At 47.8% G+C, this 15,884-nt stretch carries 15 protein-coding genes and 1 pseudogene; 10 read left to right on the top strand and 6 right to left on the bottom strand.

All coding sequences use genetic code 11. From position 1 onward, the window contains the following. Positions 1 to 65: 65 nt before the first annotated feature. Positions 66 to 800, bottom strand: a complete 735-nt coding sequence (locus Q0144_RS09600) for a hypothetical protein (protein ID WP_298063740.1) — start codon at positions 798 to 800, stop codon at positions 66 to 68. A 345-nt stretch (positions 801 to 1,145) separates the two neighbouring features. On the opposite strand from Q0144_RS09600, the gene Q0144_RS09595 reads away from it, so the two are divergent. From Q0144_RS09595 to Q0144_RS09580, 4 genes are all read left to right on the top strand, one after another. Further along, entirely contained in the window at positions 1,146 to 1,577 is a 432-nt protein-coding gene (locus Q0144_RS09595) for a redoxin (RefSeq protein WP_298063737.1), read from the top strand. Positions 1,578 to 1,715: 138 nt separating this feature from the next. Then, complete coding sequence (locus Q0144_RS09590; RefSeq protein ID WP_298063735.1) at positions 1,716 to 2,276, top strand: sel1 repeat family protein; 561 nt, start codon at positions 1,716 to 1,718, stop codon at positions 2,274 to 2,276. A 142-nt stretch (positions 2,277 to 2,418) separates the two neighbouring features. After that, the gene (locus tag Q0144_RS09585) at positions 2,419 to 2,937 is read left to right on the top strand and encodes a hypothetical protein (protein WP_298063733.1); all 519 of its coding nucleotides are present in this window, start codon (positions 2,419 to 2,421) and stop codon (positions 2,935 to 2,937) included. Positions 2,938 to 3,893: 956 nt separating this feature from the next. Beyond that, the gene (locus Q0144_RS09580; protein WP_298063729.1) at positions 3,894 to 5,402 is read left to right on the top strand and encodes a succinate CoA transferase; all 1,509 of its coding nucleotides are present in this window, start codon (positions 3,894 to 3,896) and stop codon (positions 5,400 to 5,402) included. Between the two features lie 595 nt (positions 5,403 to 5,997). Here the strand turns inward: Q0144_RS09580 and Q0144_RS09575 are convergent. Genes Q0144_RS09575 through Q0144_RS09565 form a run of 3 tightly spaced genes read right to left on the bottom strand, consistent with a single transcriptional unit; the run spans position 5,998 to position 10,151 of the window. Further along, positions 5,998 to 8,418, bottom strand: a complete 2,421-nt coding sequence (locus tag Q0144_RS09575) for a GGDEF domain-containing phosphodiesterase (RefSeq protein WP_298063726.1) — start codon at positions 8,416 to 8,418, stop codon at positions 5,998 to 6,000. Next, complete coding sequence (locus Q0144_RS09570; RefSeq protein WP_298063723.1) at positions 8,408 to 9,280, bottom strand: cytochrome c peroxidase; 873 nt, start codon at positions 9,278 to 9,280, stop codon at positions 8,408 to 8,410. Before Q0144_RS09570 ends, Q0144_RS09575 begins: the two co-directional genes overlap by 11 nt. Further along, the gene (locus Q0144_RS09565) at positions 9,243 to 10,151 is read right to left on the bottom strand and encodes a class I SAM-dependent methyltransferase (protein ID WP_298063721.1); all 909 of its coding nucleotides are present in this window, start codon (positions 10,149 to 10,151) and stop codon (positions 9,243 to 9,245) included. Before Q0144_RS09565 ends, Q0144_RS09570 begins: the two co-directional genes overlap by 38 nt. 99 nt (positions 10,152 to 10,250) lie before the next feature. Here Q0144_RS09565 and Q0144_RS09560 point away from each other — a divergent pair, with 99 nt between their 5' ends. Both Q0144_RS09560 and Q0144_RS09555 read left to right on the top strand, forming a co-directional pair. Next, entirely contained in the window at positions 10,251 to 11,018 is a 768-nt protein-coding gene (locus Q0144_RS09560; RefSeq protein ID WP_298063716.1) for an ABC transporter ATP-binding protein, read from the top strand. Next, positions 11,011 to 11,814 (top strand): metal ABC transporter permease, encoded by an 804-nt coding sequence (locus Q0144_RS09555; RefSeq protein WP_298063713.1) that lies wholly within the window; start codon positions 11,011 to 11,013, stop codon positions 11,812 to 11,814. The genes Q0144_RS09560 and Q0144_RS09555 overlap by 8 nt, the downstream gene beginning before the upstream one ends. Here the strand turns inward: Q0144_RS09555 and Q0144_RS09550 are convergent. Together Q0144_RS09550 and Q0144_RS09545 are read right to left on the bottom strand one after the other, a co-directional pair. Continuing rightward, complete coding sequence (locus tag Q0144_RS09550; protein ID WP_298063711.1) at positions 11,758 to 13,587, bottom strand: DMT family transporter; 1,830 nt, start codon at positions 13,585 to 13,587, stop codon at positions 11,758 to 11,760. The genes Q0144_RS09555 and Q0144_RS09550 overlap by 57 nt on opposite strands. Positions 13,588 to 13,630: 43 nt before the next feature. Further along, positions 13,631 to 14,260: a hypothetical protein gene (locus Q0144_RS09545; protein WP_298063708.1), complete on the bottom strand. Its 630-nt coding sequence runs from the start codon at positions 14,258 to 14,260 to the stop codon at positions 13,631 to 13,633. An 86-nt stretch (positions 14,261 to 14,346) separates the two neighbouring features. Here Q0144_RS09545 and Q0144_RS09540 point away from each other — a divergent pair, with 86 nt between their 5' ends. From Q0144_RS09540 to Q0144_RS10615, 4 genes and pseudogenes are all read left to right on the top strand, one after another. Next, positions 14,347 to 14,901, top strand: coding sequence for a manganese efflux pump MntP family protein (locus Q0144_RS09540; RefSeq protein ID WP_298063706.1), 555 nt, complete (start codon positions 14,347 to 14,349; stop codon positions 14,899 to 14,901). Between the two features lie 54 nt (positions 14,902 to 14,955). Beyond that, complete coding sequence (locus Q0144_RS09535; RefSeq protein ID WP_298063704.1) at positions 14,956 to 15,159, top strand: hypothetical protein; 204 nt, start codon at positions 14,956 to 14,958, stop codon at positions 15,157 to 15,159. 104 nt (positions 15,160 to 15,263) lie between these two features. Then, on the top strand, positions 15,264 to 15,482 hold the full coding sequence (locus Q0144_RS09530; protein ID WP_297944486.1) for a threonine/serine exporter family protein: 219 nt from the start codon (positions 15,264 to 15,266) through the stop codon (positions 15,480 to 15,482). A gap of 17 nt (positions 15,483 to 15,499) precedes the next feature. Continuing rightward, positions 15,500 to 15,884 (top strand): annotated as a pseudogene (locus Q0144_RS10615) (threonine/serine exporter family protein); the annotation flags it as partial.

Raw genomic sequence — 15,884 nt, 5'->3', positions numbered from 1 at the left:
AACGAAACCAAAATATGAGATTTAACAAAATCTATTTAAATATCCAAGTTATATGGGGAATTTTATTAATCCAATTTCGATAAATACGCTTCATAAATTTTAGCTATTTCTTTGCCCGTTCGTCTTATTTCTTCATCGCTTTTAAGCCCGTGACGACCACCTAAAAAGTAAATTATCACAACCAGCGCTCCGTAGCTATTTTTAAAATAGAAAAATTTCTTGTAATCCTTGAAATTTCTTTCTTGTAGCTGCGTATTTTGATCGCCGAACGCTACAATAAAGTCATCTTTATAACTTATGCCCGTACAAATAATTATCTTTGGTCTATATTCTTTTGCCCATGAGTTAAATATCGGAAATCTGTTTAATCTAATCCATTTAATATATTCGTCTTTATCTTTAAAACCCGTTTCTTTGCTAATAGCTTCAGTCCATCTGCTGTGATTAGTATCTTTAAAGGATAAAGGATATAAATTCATCTTAAAATATCCTTTGCCGCCTCGCGAAAACGGTTTAAAAGTTTCATTAAATTTGACATGATTTTCTTCACCGTTTATTGCCGCCAAAAGTTTTATAGCTTTTATATTAAACTGGTATTTTAAATTTTCCTTACAATCCTCGTATATGGCAGGAATTTTTAAATCATTATTTTTAAAAATATTTTGTAGTTCTTCTTCTTTAAAACCACCTCCCCACTCTAATCCGCAAAGCCAAATACTAGGGTTTTTCGGCGAGCCTATATCACCGCCGTCACAACTGCCGAAATTCAAAGCCCATCTTTTAAAGTCATCATTTATCATTTGCTTTCCTTATTATGATTTTTTATTCGATTATTTTATAACGCTATTGCTTAAAGCCGAATAAGGGCGATTCGGTTAAAATTCTACTCAAAGCTAGCATAAAATTTAATCACCTAACGATAGCGCCGCGCGGAACCGAGACCTTTGTCGTGCAATCTTTTTAACTCCCGCTTATTTGGTAGTAAAATTCCACTTATGGGTTCACCGCTCTCGTTTGCGCCGCCAAAAATCCTTACTTAAACACAGCTCGTCAATGATACCAAGAAGCTGCAAAATTTCATCCGTTAAGCGGGTTTAAGATTTTTTATGCTATTTTTGCGACCTATTTCGATCAAAAGGCGAGAAATGATAAATTTACCGAAAAATTGCGTAGTTTTTACCTACCCGAAAATGGGCGACAGCGGCAAATTTTTGCCCGCGGAGTTGCACGGTGCGGCGGGGCTTACGGGCTGCACGCTTCAGTGCAAGGCCTACGAGAGCGCGTTTGCGCAGATAAAAGCGCTCGGCTTTGAGCTTATCGCCGTAGGCAGCATGGGCGAGGCGGGTACGAGCGAGTTTAAGCGCGCTACGGGCGCCTCGTTTGAGTTCATAAACGACGAGAAATTCGAGCTTGAAGCGCCGCTACGGCTCGAAACCTTCACTACCGGCGACGGGAAGAAATTTTACCACCGCCAAACCCTGATTTTTAAAGACGGCAAGGAGATAAAGCGCTTTAGCCGCATCGCCGAGCCCGAACAGGACGCGCAAAACGTACTCGCGGTGCTAAAGAGCCTATGATCGATCGCTTTGGCGGCGTGCTTTAAATTTCGCACTTCAAACACGCTGCGACACAAAGCTAAAATTTAGAGCAGAGGCGCATTTTCATTAAATTCAGCATTTTTAATTAAAATGGCGCTAAATTTAACGGAGGCGGGTATGAAAAAATTTCTATTTTTGGCGCTGTTTTGCGGACTTGCGGCAAATTGCGACGAGAGCGCGCCAGCGGATAAAGCTTCTGCGGCGAGCAAAACGGACAAAACAACGAGTATCGACGAGACCGCAAGCGCGCGCTTTGTAAATAGCGGCGAAGCAAGCGCCGGCTCGCAAAGCAGTGCCGATGCGGTCATTCAAACGGACGGAATTTCGCGGGCGGATCTGCAAAGCTGCATCGTAAAAAGCGACGAAGGCTCCTGCGAGCGCGTCGCGCGCGGCCTGAAAAGCGGCTGCGAACGAAAAGATCAGCTGTCGTGCTTTTTCTACGCAGATGCGCTAGGGCGCGGCTTGGGCGTAGAAAAGGACGTCGTGGCATCGTTTGAGCTTTTTCGCGAGCAGTGCGATGCCGGCAGCAGCGAAGCATGCTACGAGCTGTCGGTCAAATATCTCCAAGGAATCGGCACCCCTCAGAGCTTTGAGCTCTCGGGGCAGGCGCTAGACAGGGCGTGCAAAATGCGCAATAAGCGCGCCTGCGCGGTGCTCGATCTACTGCCGAAAAATTAGCGCGACAGAGGCGATAAAATTCCAAGCTTCGATCGCAAATAAGGCGCGTGAGCCTTTTAAATTTTAGCGGGCGACGGGTGCGGCGCAATGAAGCAGTAAATCGGGGCTAGCGAGCGGATAAACAAAATCAAAAGGAGTAAAGATGAAAGTTTTAAAGCTTGCGCTGGCTGCGGCGCTGGCGCTTAGCTTGGCAAACGCGGACGGCAAAGCCAAAGAGTTTAAATTTAGCGGCGCAAAAACTAGCGCGCTTTTAGCAAAGTGCAGTAAAAAGGACGCCGCCGCATGCTACGAAGCGGCGATGAGATACGAGCTGGGCGGTCGTGGCGTCGTGCGAAACCGCTTCAAAGCGCAGGGCTTTTTCGCAAACGCGTGCGAGCTCGCCACCCTCGCCGAGCGGAAGCAGGGAAATAAAATGGGCGGCGCAGGCGAGCGCGCGATGAGCAATCTGCGCGAGCGAGCCTGCCTGGGCAACGCCGCGGTGCTGGAGAGTTTCGCGAGCGGGCAATGCCGCAGCCTCGTGATATACGACGAGCTTTGCGAGGGCGGCTCGCAGGAGGCGTGCGACAATCTAGCGCGGATGAAGCGCGATGGCTGGGCGCCCAAAGAGAGCTGCAGCGAGGAGATAGTCGCGAAATTCGGCGACGGCAAGCCGCAGAGATAAAATTTCGCCCTATTTTGCGACGATAAAATTTTTGGAATTTTAGCAAAATAAAATTTGCCGAAATTTTATAAAGCTCGACCGAAAATGGTAACAAGGCGGGCTAAATTTGAATTCTAAAACGCGTTTAAATTCATGTATTAAGCGGCGTCAATTTTTGGGCTCAGAGAGATTAGAATTTACGCGGCAAGGCTCTTTGAATTAAAAATCTCGTGTAACGGCTGGAGCTACAATTTTAAGAACCAGAATTTAAACAAATCTGCAATTTAGCCGTGACGATGATATAATTTTTAGAATTTCGCAAGCGTAAAATTTATCAAAATTTTGCGTATCTACGTCGAACCGCCCTCCCAAAAAAAGCGCGAAATTGGAATTTTAAACTGCCGTCTTGTGCGAGGAGGCGATAATTTTAAGCAGCTAGAATTTCAATTAATGCGGATTAAAATCCAAGCGCGGCATGCAAATGCGTGCACCGCAAGCGATGGAATTTCAAATATGAGTTCAAGGCTTGTGTTAGACGCGGAATTTAAACGCCACGAGCGATAAATTTCAAAACACCTATTTTAAAATTGCCAGGCGGAGATTTAAATTTGAGTGCGGCGAGCGATTAAATTGCAAAAAGAAACTTAAATTCAAATATCGTAGCTCACAAATTATGCGTAAATTTTGTGCCTAAATTCCGTAAAATTCAGCGCTAGATGAGCGTTTAATGGTATCGCGGCGAGATCATCAAACTAAGCCTCAATCACGCTTAAAACCCTATTTACCAAGCGCTTGTGCAAGCGGGTATTGCAAACCGCCGAAGCAAAAAAAGCCTGATCGAAAGCGTTTACGGCGTATATCTCAACCGACCGCGCCTCATATTTTACTCTATAGCCTAGCTCGCGCACCAAATTTTAGATTTTGAAATTTAGCGCAAAAATATTATAATTTCGCCCAAATCACGGCTAGGACGGAAAATGAACTCACGCGTGCAAAACGAATATCTAAAATCAAAAATTATGAGCGCCGAGAAAGCCTGCGAACTGATCCCAAATGGCGCATCGGTGGGCTTTAGCGGCTTTGTTGGGGCGGGCTGCGCGCTAGCTCTGCCGCAAGCCCTGGCGCAACGAGCGACAACGCTGCACGAAAAAGGCGAGCCCTATCAAATCAAAATTTTTACAGGCGCATCGACCGATCCGCTTTTAGACGGAGTTTTGGCAAAAGCAGGTGCCGTGAGCTTTCGCGTGCCGTTTTTTACGGATGCCGATATGCGCCGTGCGATAAATAGTGGCGCCGTGCGATACGCAGACGTGCATCTATCAAGCCTTGCCGCGCAGCTTAAAGCTGGCTTTTTTCCACATCTAAACTTTGCCGTGATCGAAGTGGTGGCGATTAAAGAAAGCGGCGTGCTCGTGCCGTCCACATCGCTAGGCAACAATCAAGCCTGGCTCGATATCGCCGATCGCGTGATTTTAGAAGTTAATTACTATCAGCCGCTTGAGCTGGAGGGCATTCACGACGTTACAGATCTGCGCCTGCCGCCGCATGCTGAGGATCTGCCGATCAAGCACGTAGGCGATCGCGTAGGTAGCCCCTATATGCATGTAGATCCTGCCAAAGTAATCGCTGTCATAGAGGCTAGGACGCATGATCGCGTCAATAATTTTACCGCCGTGGATGAAATTTCAAGCGCGATCGGCTGCAACGTCGTAAAATTCTTAAAAAACGAGGAGGCTTGCGGCAGACTTCCCGCAAAGAAGCTGCTGCCGCTACAATCGGGCATCGGCAACGTCGCTAACGCCGTGCTTAGCTCGCTACAAAATGCTGGTTACCAAGAGCTGCAGTGCTACTCCGAGGTGATTCAAGACGGCATGCTAGATCTCATCAAAAGAGGCGTCGTAGGCACTGCAAGTGCCACAGCGCTATCGCTTAGTCCCGTAGGTGTCGAGGAATTCCAAAAAAACATCGATTTCTACCGCAAGCACATCATACTACGTTCACAAGATGTCTCCAACTCGCCAGCACTCATCAGAAGGCTTGGCGTCGTATCGATGAATGGCATGCTAGAGGCAGACATCTACGGCAATGTAAACTCCACTAACGTCATGGGGTCGCAGATGAAAAACGGTATTGGCGGTAGCGGCGACTTCGCCCGCAACGGATATTTGTCGCTATTTTTGAGCCCGTCGCTAGCTAAAGGCGACGCGATCAGCGCTATCGTGCCATTCGTGAGCCATGTCGATCATACCGAGCACGACACCCAGGTCATCATCACCGAATATGGCATCGCCGATCTGCGCGGTAAATGCCCTCGCGAACGGGCTCGCGCGATGATAAGCATCGCACATCCCACCTACCAAGGCGCGCTGAGAGATTATTTCGAGCGGGCATGTGCGCAGCCCTGTGCTGGGCATACTCCACACATTCTAAGCGAGGCATTGTCGTGGCATCAAAGATTTAAGGATACGGGGAGTATGAAGGCTTAGAGCGAATTTGCTTGAGCTAATGCGCTAAAGCCTAAAATTTAAGCTCATTCTCGCTGAAAGCAAGAAATTTTGCACTTAAAAATTCCGCCTGCATTTGAAAGCTCTATCGTTACTTAAAGCAAGGCGTGCTAAAATTTTATTTTGTAAAGCTCGCGCGAAATGTTTATTATATGAATGAATTGAAAATTTGCGCCATAAAATTTTAAAATTTGCAGGCGGGTTTAAGGCGCGGAATTTAAAATTTTATCGCTACGGAATTTTAAAATTTAGCCTTAAATTTGCAGCTCACGCATTTCAAATTTTAAAATTTTACGGCTTGAAATTTTAAAATTTTGAACTTCGCAAAATTTTATCTATAAATACGCTATTAAATTTCAAATTTAGCTTCCACTTCATTTGCCATGCGTAAGCTTTTACGGCAATCTTAGCTACAAGGCGCGCCATAAGTTCGCAATAAATTCGCGTAGTATTTGTCAAGATGAATCCCGTATAAATTAAAGAGGTGGCTTGCTAAATCAGAATTTCTCGCCTTGCGAAGGCAATCTTTGGCTCGTAAATTTAAAAAGGCGGGTCATAAGGCTGCGGCGAGATGAGATTAGAATTTTATCCTCGAAGGCTCCATCGGTCTGCTGTAGAAGTAGCCTTGCATATATTTAATCCCCATCTCTTCTAAGATGATTGAAATTTCGTGGTTTTCTACGTATTCGGCGATGAGCTCGTAGCCCTGCTTGCGCGCGAAGTTAGCGATAGTTTCGACGATAGCGCGCGAGTTTTTGTCGTTTGCGATATTTTTGATGAGCGCTCCGTCGATCTTTATGTAATCCACGTCGAGCGTTAAAATTCTATAGTAGTTGGAGTATCCGCTGCCAAAATCGTCTATCGCGACCTTGCAGCCATAGTTTTTAGCTACGGCGATGAAGCTGCGTAGGCTCTCGTAATCGTCAAATTCTTCGCTTTCTAAAATTTCAATGAATAGATTTGAAGCATTTGGGCTGGATGCGAGCTTGCGCTCTAAAAGCTCCTTGATGCCTTCGTTTGCGATGTCAAAATATGAAAGATTTATGCTAAAGCAAGTCCCTGCGAAGCGGTCTAGCAAGCGAAAGGCTTCGTTTATTACGACCTGAGTTAGCGGGATGTAGAGCGAGGTTTGCTTTGCGATGTCGATAAACTCACCCGGGCAGCGCGTCTTGCCTGAACGATCGATTAGGCGGATTAGAATTTCATATACTAACGGGACATAGTCGCCACCCTCGGTACCGTATGTGTTGCCGCTAGGATCGCGGTGGGTGATATCAAATATGGGCTGAACAAGCACAAAGACTTGGTTTTTCTTGATCGCGTTTTGAATGGTGTTGATCATAATCTGGTTTTGCAGATATTTTTCCTCAATCGCATTTGGGCGCGAGTAAAAGCCCACGTGCTCGTTTTTGCTCTGCGCCTCATACATCGCCATAACCGCCTGAAAGACCCTATTTGCGCCGCCCGCTACGTCTGCACGCTCGCTCACGCCCATCGTGATATTTAAAGGCGCGGAGGCAAAGCCCTCGGTCGTATGGAGATTAAAAACCTTGTCGGTGAAATATTTGTTTATGATCTCCACGTCGCGCGCGACATTTAGTCCCTCGTAAAATAGGCAAAACTCATCCGATTGGATGCGAAAGATACTAGCTTTGATCTCGTGCGATTCGATACACATTGCAAGCGTGCGCGCAAAGGAGCGAAGAATTTCATTTGTCGTTTCTGCCTTGTAAAAAAGTCGCAAATTTGCAAAATTTACGATAGTTATATAGATCGCTACGCCCGTTTTTTCGGCGTTTATTAGCTCATATAGCGCTGCTTCGTTGCCCTGGCCCGTAAGATGATCGATATAGACTTGATTGTTTAAACTCTCTTTTGCGCTCGCAAGAGCTAGCTTCATAATCTCGCGCTCGCCGATGTCATGAGCGTAAAGCGCATATAGCGGCGGCTTGGATGCGGTGGCGATATTTGCTAGCCTTAGGCTCACATCGGCTAGTTCGCCATTTTTACGGAGCAGGCGCGTATCTTTGGCGCTTTTATTTACCATCGCAGGAAGTTCGATCCCTTTATCTTTGGGCATCAAAACTCCAAGATCGCTTCCTTCCAGCTCGCTTTGTTCGTAGCCGCTTAAGCTAAGCGCGCTTTTATTAGCGTATAAAATTTTAAAGCTCTGATCTGCTAAAACTATCGCTTCACCTGCCTCCTCGCATAGCGCGCGATAGGGCGCGAGAGCGCGTTTACTACGCAAAGCATTGGAATTTATGATGTAAGTAAGCAGTAAAAACGACAAAAACACAGCCGTGTAAAGCATCGTCATTTGCATAAACGAGCCGTAGAATTCCTCGCTAGCGTAAGAAAATCGCTCGCGCAGGCTTGCGAAGCGCTCGTTTAGCAATGATAGATTATCGCTTACGATGATATTTTGACGCTCGAAATTCCTTAAAATTTGCCGCGCAATTCCTATAAACGCAGCTTCGTCGGGGCTTGACGCATCTGCGCTTTCTAACGCGCTTTTTAAAGCAGAGATCTCGGAGCGATTTTTATAATTAAGCCCTAAAATTTGAGAGTAGAGATTTGCTCTTTGCGCATTTGCGCCACTGGATAGAAATTTTTGCTGCAGACTTTGAAAAAGGATTAAATTCTGCGAATTTAAAGCCCCAAGCTCGTCCAAAAGTGAAATTTTATCGCTAAAAGCGCTTCCGATCGCGCGCACATCGCTGCTAAGTCCGATTTTATCGATGATTTTGTCTTTTTGTAGAGCTTGCAGCACCTGATAGATGCCGCGCATATCGGCATTTGCAATCGAAAAGTCCCTTCTTGCGATCTTTGCATCAAATAATATATTTAAGCGGTTATCGGCGTTATCGATCAAAGCTAGCTCGCGCGAAATCGTGCTAAATCTCGCTACATCTCTTAGCGACGAGAAATAATTCCCGGCGATGATTATGCCTAATATCATAATCCCCACCATCAAAGTCCACATTATCTTATCTTTCATCCTGCGCCTCCGTCATATCGCCCTTAAGTGTAGCCAAAAAGCTCATCAAAGCATCAAGCTCCCCATCGTTAAGATCGTATTTTAGCAGATCCTTTGCGATCTGTCGCACCGCAAGACGCAAATCCGTCTGCCCGTTTACGTAAGGTGCGGTTTGCGTGATATTGCGCAAGCTAGGCACGCGGCGCAGCTCAAATCCATCGGAAGTGAGCCTATGCTTAGGCGCATCCTCCTCTTCCGCGCTCGGGCGAATTTTAGTAAAGCTGCCGGTGCCTAGGCTAACGCCGTTATGGCATGCCGAGCACAGCCGCACAAAAAGCACATATCCGTTATATTCGGCATCATTTAGCTTAACCTCGCCGCGCAAAAATCGGTCAAATTTGGAATTTATCGCCGTTTTGGACTTTAAAAATTCCTTCAGCGCATCAATGAAGTTTTCCGTATTCGCCTCGCCGTAAGCACTTTTAAAAGCCTGCTTGTAGGCTAAATTCTTCCTGATAAGCTCTAAAATTCTATCTTCGCTCGCGTCCAGTTCATTCTCGCTAAAAACTGACGCCGCGATCCGCGCTTCAAAGCCCGCGAAATTATAATCGCCCAAGTAGCGGTCAAAATAATAAGAATTTATTAGCGTAGGCACGCGTCCGTCGCGCACCGAAGCGCCCGAGTCGTTTAGATAGAAGTTATGGCAGCTCTCGCAGGAGCGGCCTTTGCGGCTAAATCTTACGTCGGTAAAAATTTTTGCGCCCAGCCGCGCCTTTTGCGGGTCGTATTTAGGCATCTCAAGCGGCGAGAAAAGATTGCCGCAAAGCCCCAAAAGCGGTGCCAGGCTAAATATAAAACAGCTTAAAGCTCGCTTCGATCTCATCGCTTATCACCCCGTCTTTAGCCCGCTTTTTCAAAATCTCCTCGATCTCGCGCTCGCTAGCCTCCGCGCCGTCCATATGCAGGTGCCACGCGGCATTTTGCACAGCTTCTTGCAGACTGCGTTTTTGCTCGCGCTTTTCAGTTAAAATTTCGCTTTTAAACTTGATGTCGCGCGCCTTTAGCAGCGCCTCAAACTTTTCGGAGGCGGTAGCAAGTCTTTTAGCTCCTGCGCCGAAGCGCTCAAACAGCGGCGCTAGCATCGATGAATTGCGCTCGCTCGCCCAGTTTAGATAAATTTTTCGCTCGCCCAAAGCTAAAAACGCCCCAAAATCCTCCGTGCTTTTTAGCGCGGGGCTCATAGTAAGAAACGCGATGTCAAAAACTGCGGGAATTTTAAAATTTTCGCTCTCGCGGCTTTTGCTCACAGCGTCTTTTAAATTTAAAGCCCGGGCTTCTTGAGCTTGCGCGTTTGAAATTTCGCTCTGCGAGCGTGGATAAATTTTAAAATTTTCATCCGCCGCATTTGCAAAACCATCGCGGCTCAGCCGCTCGCAAAACTCCGCAAAGCTTAAATTTAATACGTTTTGCAAGCTAATGCCAAACTCCTCTGCGCTACGCCTTAGCTCGCGCAGCATCCCCTCCGAGCTATCGATCGCCGTAACCTTGGCGCCCAGCGACGCGAGATACAGCGAGTAAACCCCCGTGCCGGCGCCCACGTCGAGCACGCTTTTGCCCGCAAAGCTCACGCCCCAGCCGCGCAGTATCTCAAACACCCGCTTGCCAAAATCCCCTAGCTCGCCGCTAAATTTGGCGTAACTTTCGGACTTTTTATCCCAGCTATTTTTATGTGATTTTTCGCCGATTTTCTCCACCGCTAGCCTTTAAATTTTTTGTAATAATAGCAAAATTTGGCAATTTTTCCGAATTTGGGCTATAATAAATGCTTTCAAAATCTAGGCGAAAGGGCGTTCATGGCGGACGTGACGATAAGAAATTTAAACTTTGCTTACGAAAAACGCGAAATTTTAAAAGATATAAACCTAAGCTACGAGCTGCGCGATTTTTTAGCAATTTTCGGGCCCAACGGCGGCGGCAAAAGCACCCTTTTAAAGCTGCTTTTGGGGCTGCTGCGACCAAGCTCGGGCACGATCGAAATTTTAGGCAGATCGCCAGCGCTTGCCAGAGCGCAAATGGGCTACGTGCCGCAGTTCATCGCGATAAACAAAAGCTTTCCCATAAGCGTGCTCGAAGTCGTTTTAATGGGGCTGATAGATAAGAAAATTTTCGGCTTTTACTCTAAATCGGAGCGCGAGCAAGCCATGCAAGCCCTGGAGCGCGTAGGCATGCAGAGCTTAGCAGGCTGCCGTATCAGCGAGCTTAGCGGCGGACAAAGACAGCGCGTTTACATCGCGCGGGCGCTGTGCGCGAAGGCTAAAATTTTACTTCTTGATGAGCCGCTAGCGAGCATCGACACGATGGGGCAGGTTCAAATTTATGAGCTTCTGAAATCCCTAAACGAGGGCGGCTGCGGCATAATTCTAATCAGCCACGATGTGCAGCTTGCGCTAAACTACGCAAACCGCGCGCTTTACGTCGCAAACGGCTCGGCGCACACCCACGAGATCGATCCGGGAGGCAGAGCTGAATTTTTAGATCACCTTAGGCGCGAGCACGGACACTTCTGCGCCGTCGATCTCGCGCTTAACGAATGCTGCTGCAAGGAGGACAAAAATGGCTGAAATTCTATCCTACGATTTCATGCGAAACGCCCTTCTCGGCGGGCTTTTAGTCAGTATAGTCTGCGGCGTCGTGGGCTCTTTAGTCGTGATAAATCGCATGAGCTTCATCGCAGGCGGCATCGCGCACGGCGCATACGGCGGCATCGGCATCGCGCTGTTTTTAGGCATCTCGCCCGTGCTGGGGGCTAGCGTATTTGCGCTGTTTTTGGGGCTGCTAATCGCTTACGTCACGCTGCGAAACACCGAGCGCTTCGACGCCGTAATCGGCGCGATATGGGCGTTTGGAATGGCGCTAGGGATAATCTTCGCCGATCTCACGCCTGGATACAAATCCGATCTGATGAGCTTTTTATTCGGCTCCATCCTAGCGATAAATCACGAAAATTTAATCTTCATCGGCATTTGCGGCGCGGCATTTGCGGCGCTTACGGCGTGCTTTTACAGGCAGTTTTTAGCAATCAGCTTCGATAAGGAATTCGCCCTGCTGCGCGGAGTGAATACGAGCGTCTTTTACTACGTCCTCGTAGTGATGGCTAGCCTCGCGGTGGTCGCGTCGATTCAGATCGTAGGACTAATCTTGGTGATCTCGCTGATGACGATCCCGCCCTTCATCGCCGAAAAAATTTCAAAAAACTTAGGCTCGATGATGGCGATAAGCTGCGCGCTATCGGCGCTTTTTTGCGCGGCGGGGCTTGTTTTGAGCTTTAAGCTCAACCTAACCAGCGGCGCTTCGATAATCCTAGTCGCCTCGGTCTGCTTTTTCGCAAGCTCGGTCTTTAGCAAACTTCGCGCCTAAAATCCCGCCCAGCTCGCTAAGCAGGATGCCCGCGAGTATCAGCGCCGCGCCTAAAATTTGAAGCGCGCTTAGCTTCTCGCCGAAAGCATACCCCATCACGCCCGCGTTTACGGGCTCTAGTGCAAAAATCAGCACCGTTTTTATCTCGCTTACGCCGCGGTTTTGCGCCATTGTTTGGATCACAAACGCCGCGACGGTAGCAAAGATCGAGGTTAAAACCAGCGCGAAAATGAAATCGAAGCTCGGCGAAAAGATTAAATTTCCAAGTACTTTTATCTCGCCTTCAAACTCTGCGTGCGGAGTGAAAACCGCCGCGATCAGCGCGCAGACGCAGACGCAGATAAACTGCACGATCACAAAGCCGTAGAGATTGCTTTTGCGCGCGCATACGCCGGTAAAGACAATGTGAAGCGCGTAAGCAAACGCCGAAATCAAGCTCAGTCGCTCGCCTATGCCAAATCCCACCGCGCTTGCTCCGCTTAAAAAATACAGCCCCAAAAGCGCCACAACTGCGCCGCCAAAGGCGCTCGCACCGACCTTTTTGCCGAAAAACGCAAGCATCAAAAAGGGCACGATGACGACGTTTAGCCCCAAAATGAACGCCACCGTCGAGGAGAGCGCATAATCAAGCGCTATGGTCTGGCACGAAAAATCGCAAAATAGCATCAGCCCGCAAAATACGCCCCGCCCTATCGTGCCGCGGTCAAATTTGACGCCGAAGCGCAGGCAGGCGAGGTAGGTAAAAATGCTTGCCGCCAAAAAGCGCCAAAACAAAAAGCTAAAAACGTCGCCGCTATGCAGCGCGCGCTGAACCGGTACGAAGGTACAGCCCCAAACGATCGCCACGAAAAGCAGCCCCAGATCCCACAGCCTGCTAGGCGGAGCGGGGTTTTGCGCGGGGTTTTGCGCGGAATTGGAATTTTGACCAAAACTCTGCGTGGAATTCGAGTTTTGCGTAGAGGCAGAATTTTGCGCGGTAGCAGGGCTCTGCGTAGAATCAGAGCTTTGCGCGAAATCGAAATTCTGTGCGGAATTTAAGCTTCGAGCGGAGCTAGAATTCTCTGCCAAATTAGATTTCTTCGCAAAATTCCGCGCCTTAAAATTTTTCAATCCAAAGCTCTGCGGCGTATGAGCGGAGTCCGGATCGTTTGCAAGAACCCCAGTAAAATTTTTCTTTGAGCGTCGCATATGGGCGGCAGCGAGACTTTTTGCGAGGCTTAAATTTGGATCGTTTACGATGCTTGCACGGCTTAGCGAACTCGCGCTATTTGTGCTACTATGAGTGGAATTTCCCATAAAATTTCGTTTGAAATTTTTCGCGGAATTTTCCCAAGGATTTATTGTGGGGGCTTTTGCGGAATTTAAAGCTTTGTTTTCGGCGCAGCTTAGAATTTGCGCGGGCTTTAAATTTAGCGCAAGAGTCGCGGAGCTTAAAGCGGATTTTCTTTCAAGATTTTTGACGCGCAGAGCGGAATAGAGCGCGGTAAGATTGCACGAAGTACGATTACACGCGGCAAAACCGATCGAGGCACGATTGCGTGCGGCGAAACCAGCCGAAGTGGGATAAAATTTTAAATTTCTTTCGCGGATAAAATTTAACTCGGTGGCCGCATCTTGAAATTTGAAATTTCTTTTGAGGTAGGGAGCGGGAGCGAAATTTACCGCACCGCCAGGCGTTGTATTTTTCGCGCGCTCGCACGTCTGATTTGAGATGAAATTTAAAGCGGGTCCTGAATTAAAATTTTCCGCGGGCTCCGAGATAGAATTTTTCATAAATTTAAAGTAAAATTTCGCCGAGATCTTAGTGCCACCGCGCCTATCTGACCGTCTTTATCGCGTTTAAAATCGCGCCCGAGTTTTTGCGAAACTCCCTTTCGTTTTTGCTTAAAAAATCAAAACTTTCGTTGATGAAGGCGCTGCTAAATTCGCTGCCGAAATCATCCGCAATCTCCTTGCCCACGGCATTTTTGTAGCTTTTGGCAAAGCCCGCGTCTGAGCCCAGCGCGCGCGCGAACGGCAGCAAAATATCGTAAATTTCATCAAAGGCGTTGGTGCGCAGATAGTGGCTGAATAGCACCTCGCCGCTCATAACCGCCTTGGTATCGGCCTCGGGCATCTCTTTGATTTTAGTAAGTATCAAATTTTTTAGCGGCTCAATCGCGGGATTTAGCTTTTGAGTAGCCAGGCGGCGCATATTTTGTACGGCGATGCTTTTTTTGCCGGCGCGCTGCGTCAGATAAGCGGGCAGATCGAGCTCGTAGTCCTCGATCCCTTCGCGCTCGTATTCGCTTGCGGCGCGCTCGATTAGAGTGCTTAGCGAGTTTTTAAAATTTTCGCTATCGCCCACGTTTGCGCTGATGACGACGTCTAGCCCCTTTACGGCGACCTCTTCCCAACTCGCAGCCGCCATGAGCGGCAAAAGGCAAAAAATTAGATTTTTAAGCAAGGCTTTTTCCCAATTTAAGATTGTTCATTTTATTTCAGAAATTTTAATGTATAATCAACGCTTTTATAATACCAAAAGGGCTAAATATGGAGCTTTTACTCATCGCTTTCGCGCTTGCGATGGACAGCGTCGCGCTTAGTATCTCAAACGGCGCGAAATATCCGAATTTTAAATTTGCGCAGATCGCGCGCGTCGCGTTTTTCTACGCGGCGGCTCAGTTTATAATGCCGCTTGTGGGTTACGCTTTGGGGATAAATTTCGTCAAATTTATCGCGCAGATCGATCACTTCGTCGCGTTTGGAATTTTATCGTTTTTAGGCATCAAGATGATCGCAGAATCCCGCCACGAGCAGGACGAGCCAGATTTACGCCTAAGCACGAAGGAGCTGGTGCTGGGCGCGATCGCAACCAGCATCGACGCGATGGCCGTGGGCGTGACCTTTGCCTTTGGCGAGATAAACATCCTCTACGCCTGTTGCGTAATCGGGTTCGTCTGCTTCGCGCTGTGCGTCGCGGCGTGCTACGTAGGCAAGCTAACGGGCGAATATCTGCACTCAAAGGCGCTCGTTTTAGGCGGCGTGATTTTAATCCTAATCGGAGTTAAAATTTTACTCTCGCACCTCGGCGTTATCGATATTTAGCGGCTTTTAGCGCCGCTTTGCGACAATTTTTAAAACTAATCCGCAGGAGCGAAAATGAAAAATTTAATAAATTTAAGCGGCGGCGATCGCCTAAATTTGCGCGTGCAGGGTCAAATTTTACTCAGCGAGAGCGTCAAAAACGGCAAAACTAGGCAGACGCAAAAGGAGTTTGCCAGCATAGACGAAGCACAAAAAGCCTGCTTAAAAAAGGAGTGGGAGAGCCTGAAAAAGGCTACGTCCTGCGAAACGCAGACGTAAAAGCGGGCGAGGCGAGTTTGCACGTCTATATCGGCGGCGGATACACGGGCGCGCTAGCTAAGATAGATATCAATTTAAAGTCTCAAATGCTTTAACTTTGGTTTATGGTTTTTATCACACATTTTGGCGTATTTTACAGCTTTACGCATACTAGCGACGTGGCGATCGGCTCGTCGATACTCTTTTTGATGCCGGGCGTTTTTCTCATAAACTTGGTCTTTGATATCCTAAACGACAATACACTTGTGGGCATCAGCAGAGCCGTGAGCACGGGCATCCTGATACTTTGCATCGCGGGGCGCCTATATCACGCTCTCGCTTAGCAGCGCGGAGATTTTACATGTTTGAGATTTTGACCGCGACTCTCATAGACGGCGCTTTTGCCGCGGTGGCTGGGCTTGGCTTTGCCTACGCTAGCTCGCCGCCAAAAAGGACTCTCGCATTTTGCGCGCTTATTGCGGCATTTGCGCACACTAGCCGCTTTTGGATCATGCAGATGGGATTTTTAACATCAGCATCGCTACTCTCATAGTATCATTTTTAAGCGGGATTTTAGGTATGCTCTTTGCCAAGCGCCTAAAAGTACCGGCCGAGATCATAGCGTTTTTGGTGCTTTTGCCGATAGTGCTCGGAGTTTACGCGTATAAGGGCATTTTGACGCTGTTTTTTGTTTCTAAACGAGCCTGATATCGCTAAGAAAAACGAATACTTAATCATATTTTTCG

Source organism: uncultured Campylobacter sp., assembly GCF_938045345.1.
Classification (GTDB): Bacteria; Campylobacterota; Campylobacteria; order Campylobacterales; family Campylobacteraceae; genus Campylobacter_B.
Note: the sequence above shows the minus strand (reverse complement) of the source record. Positions and strands in the feature narration are given on the sequence as shown.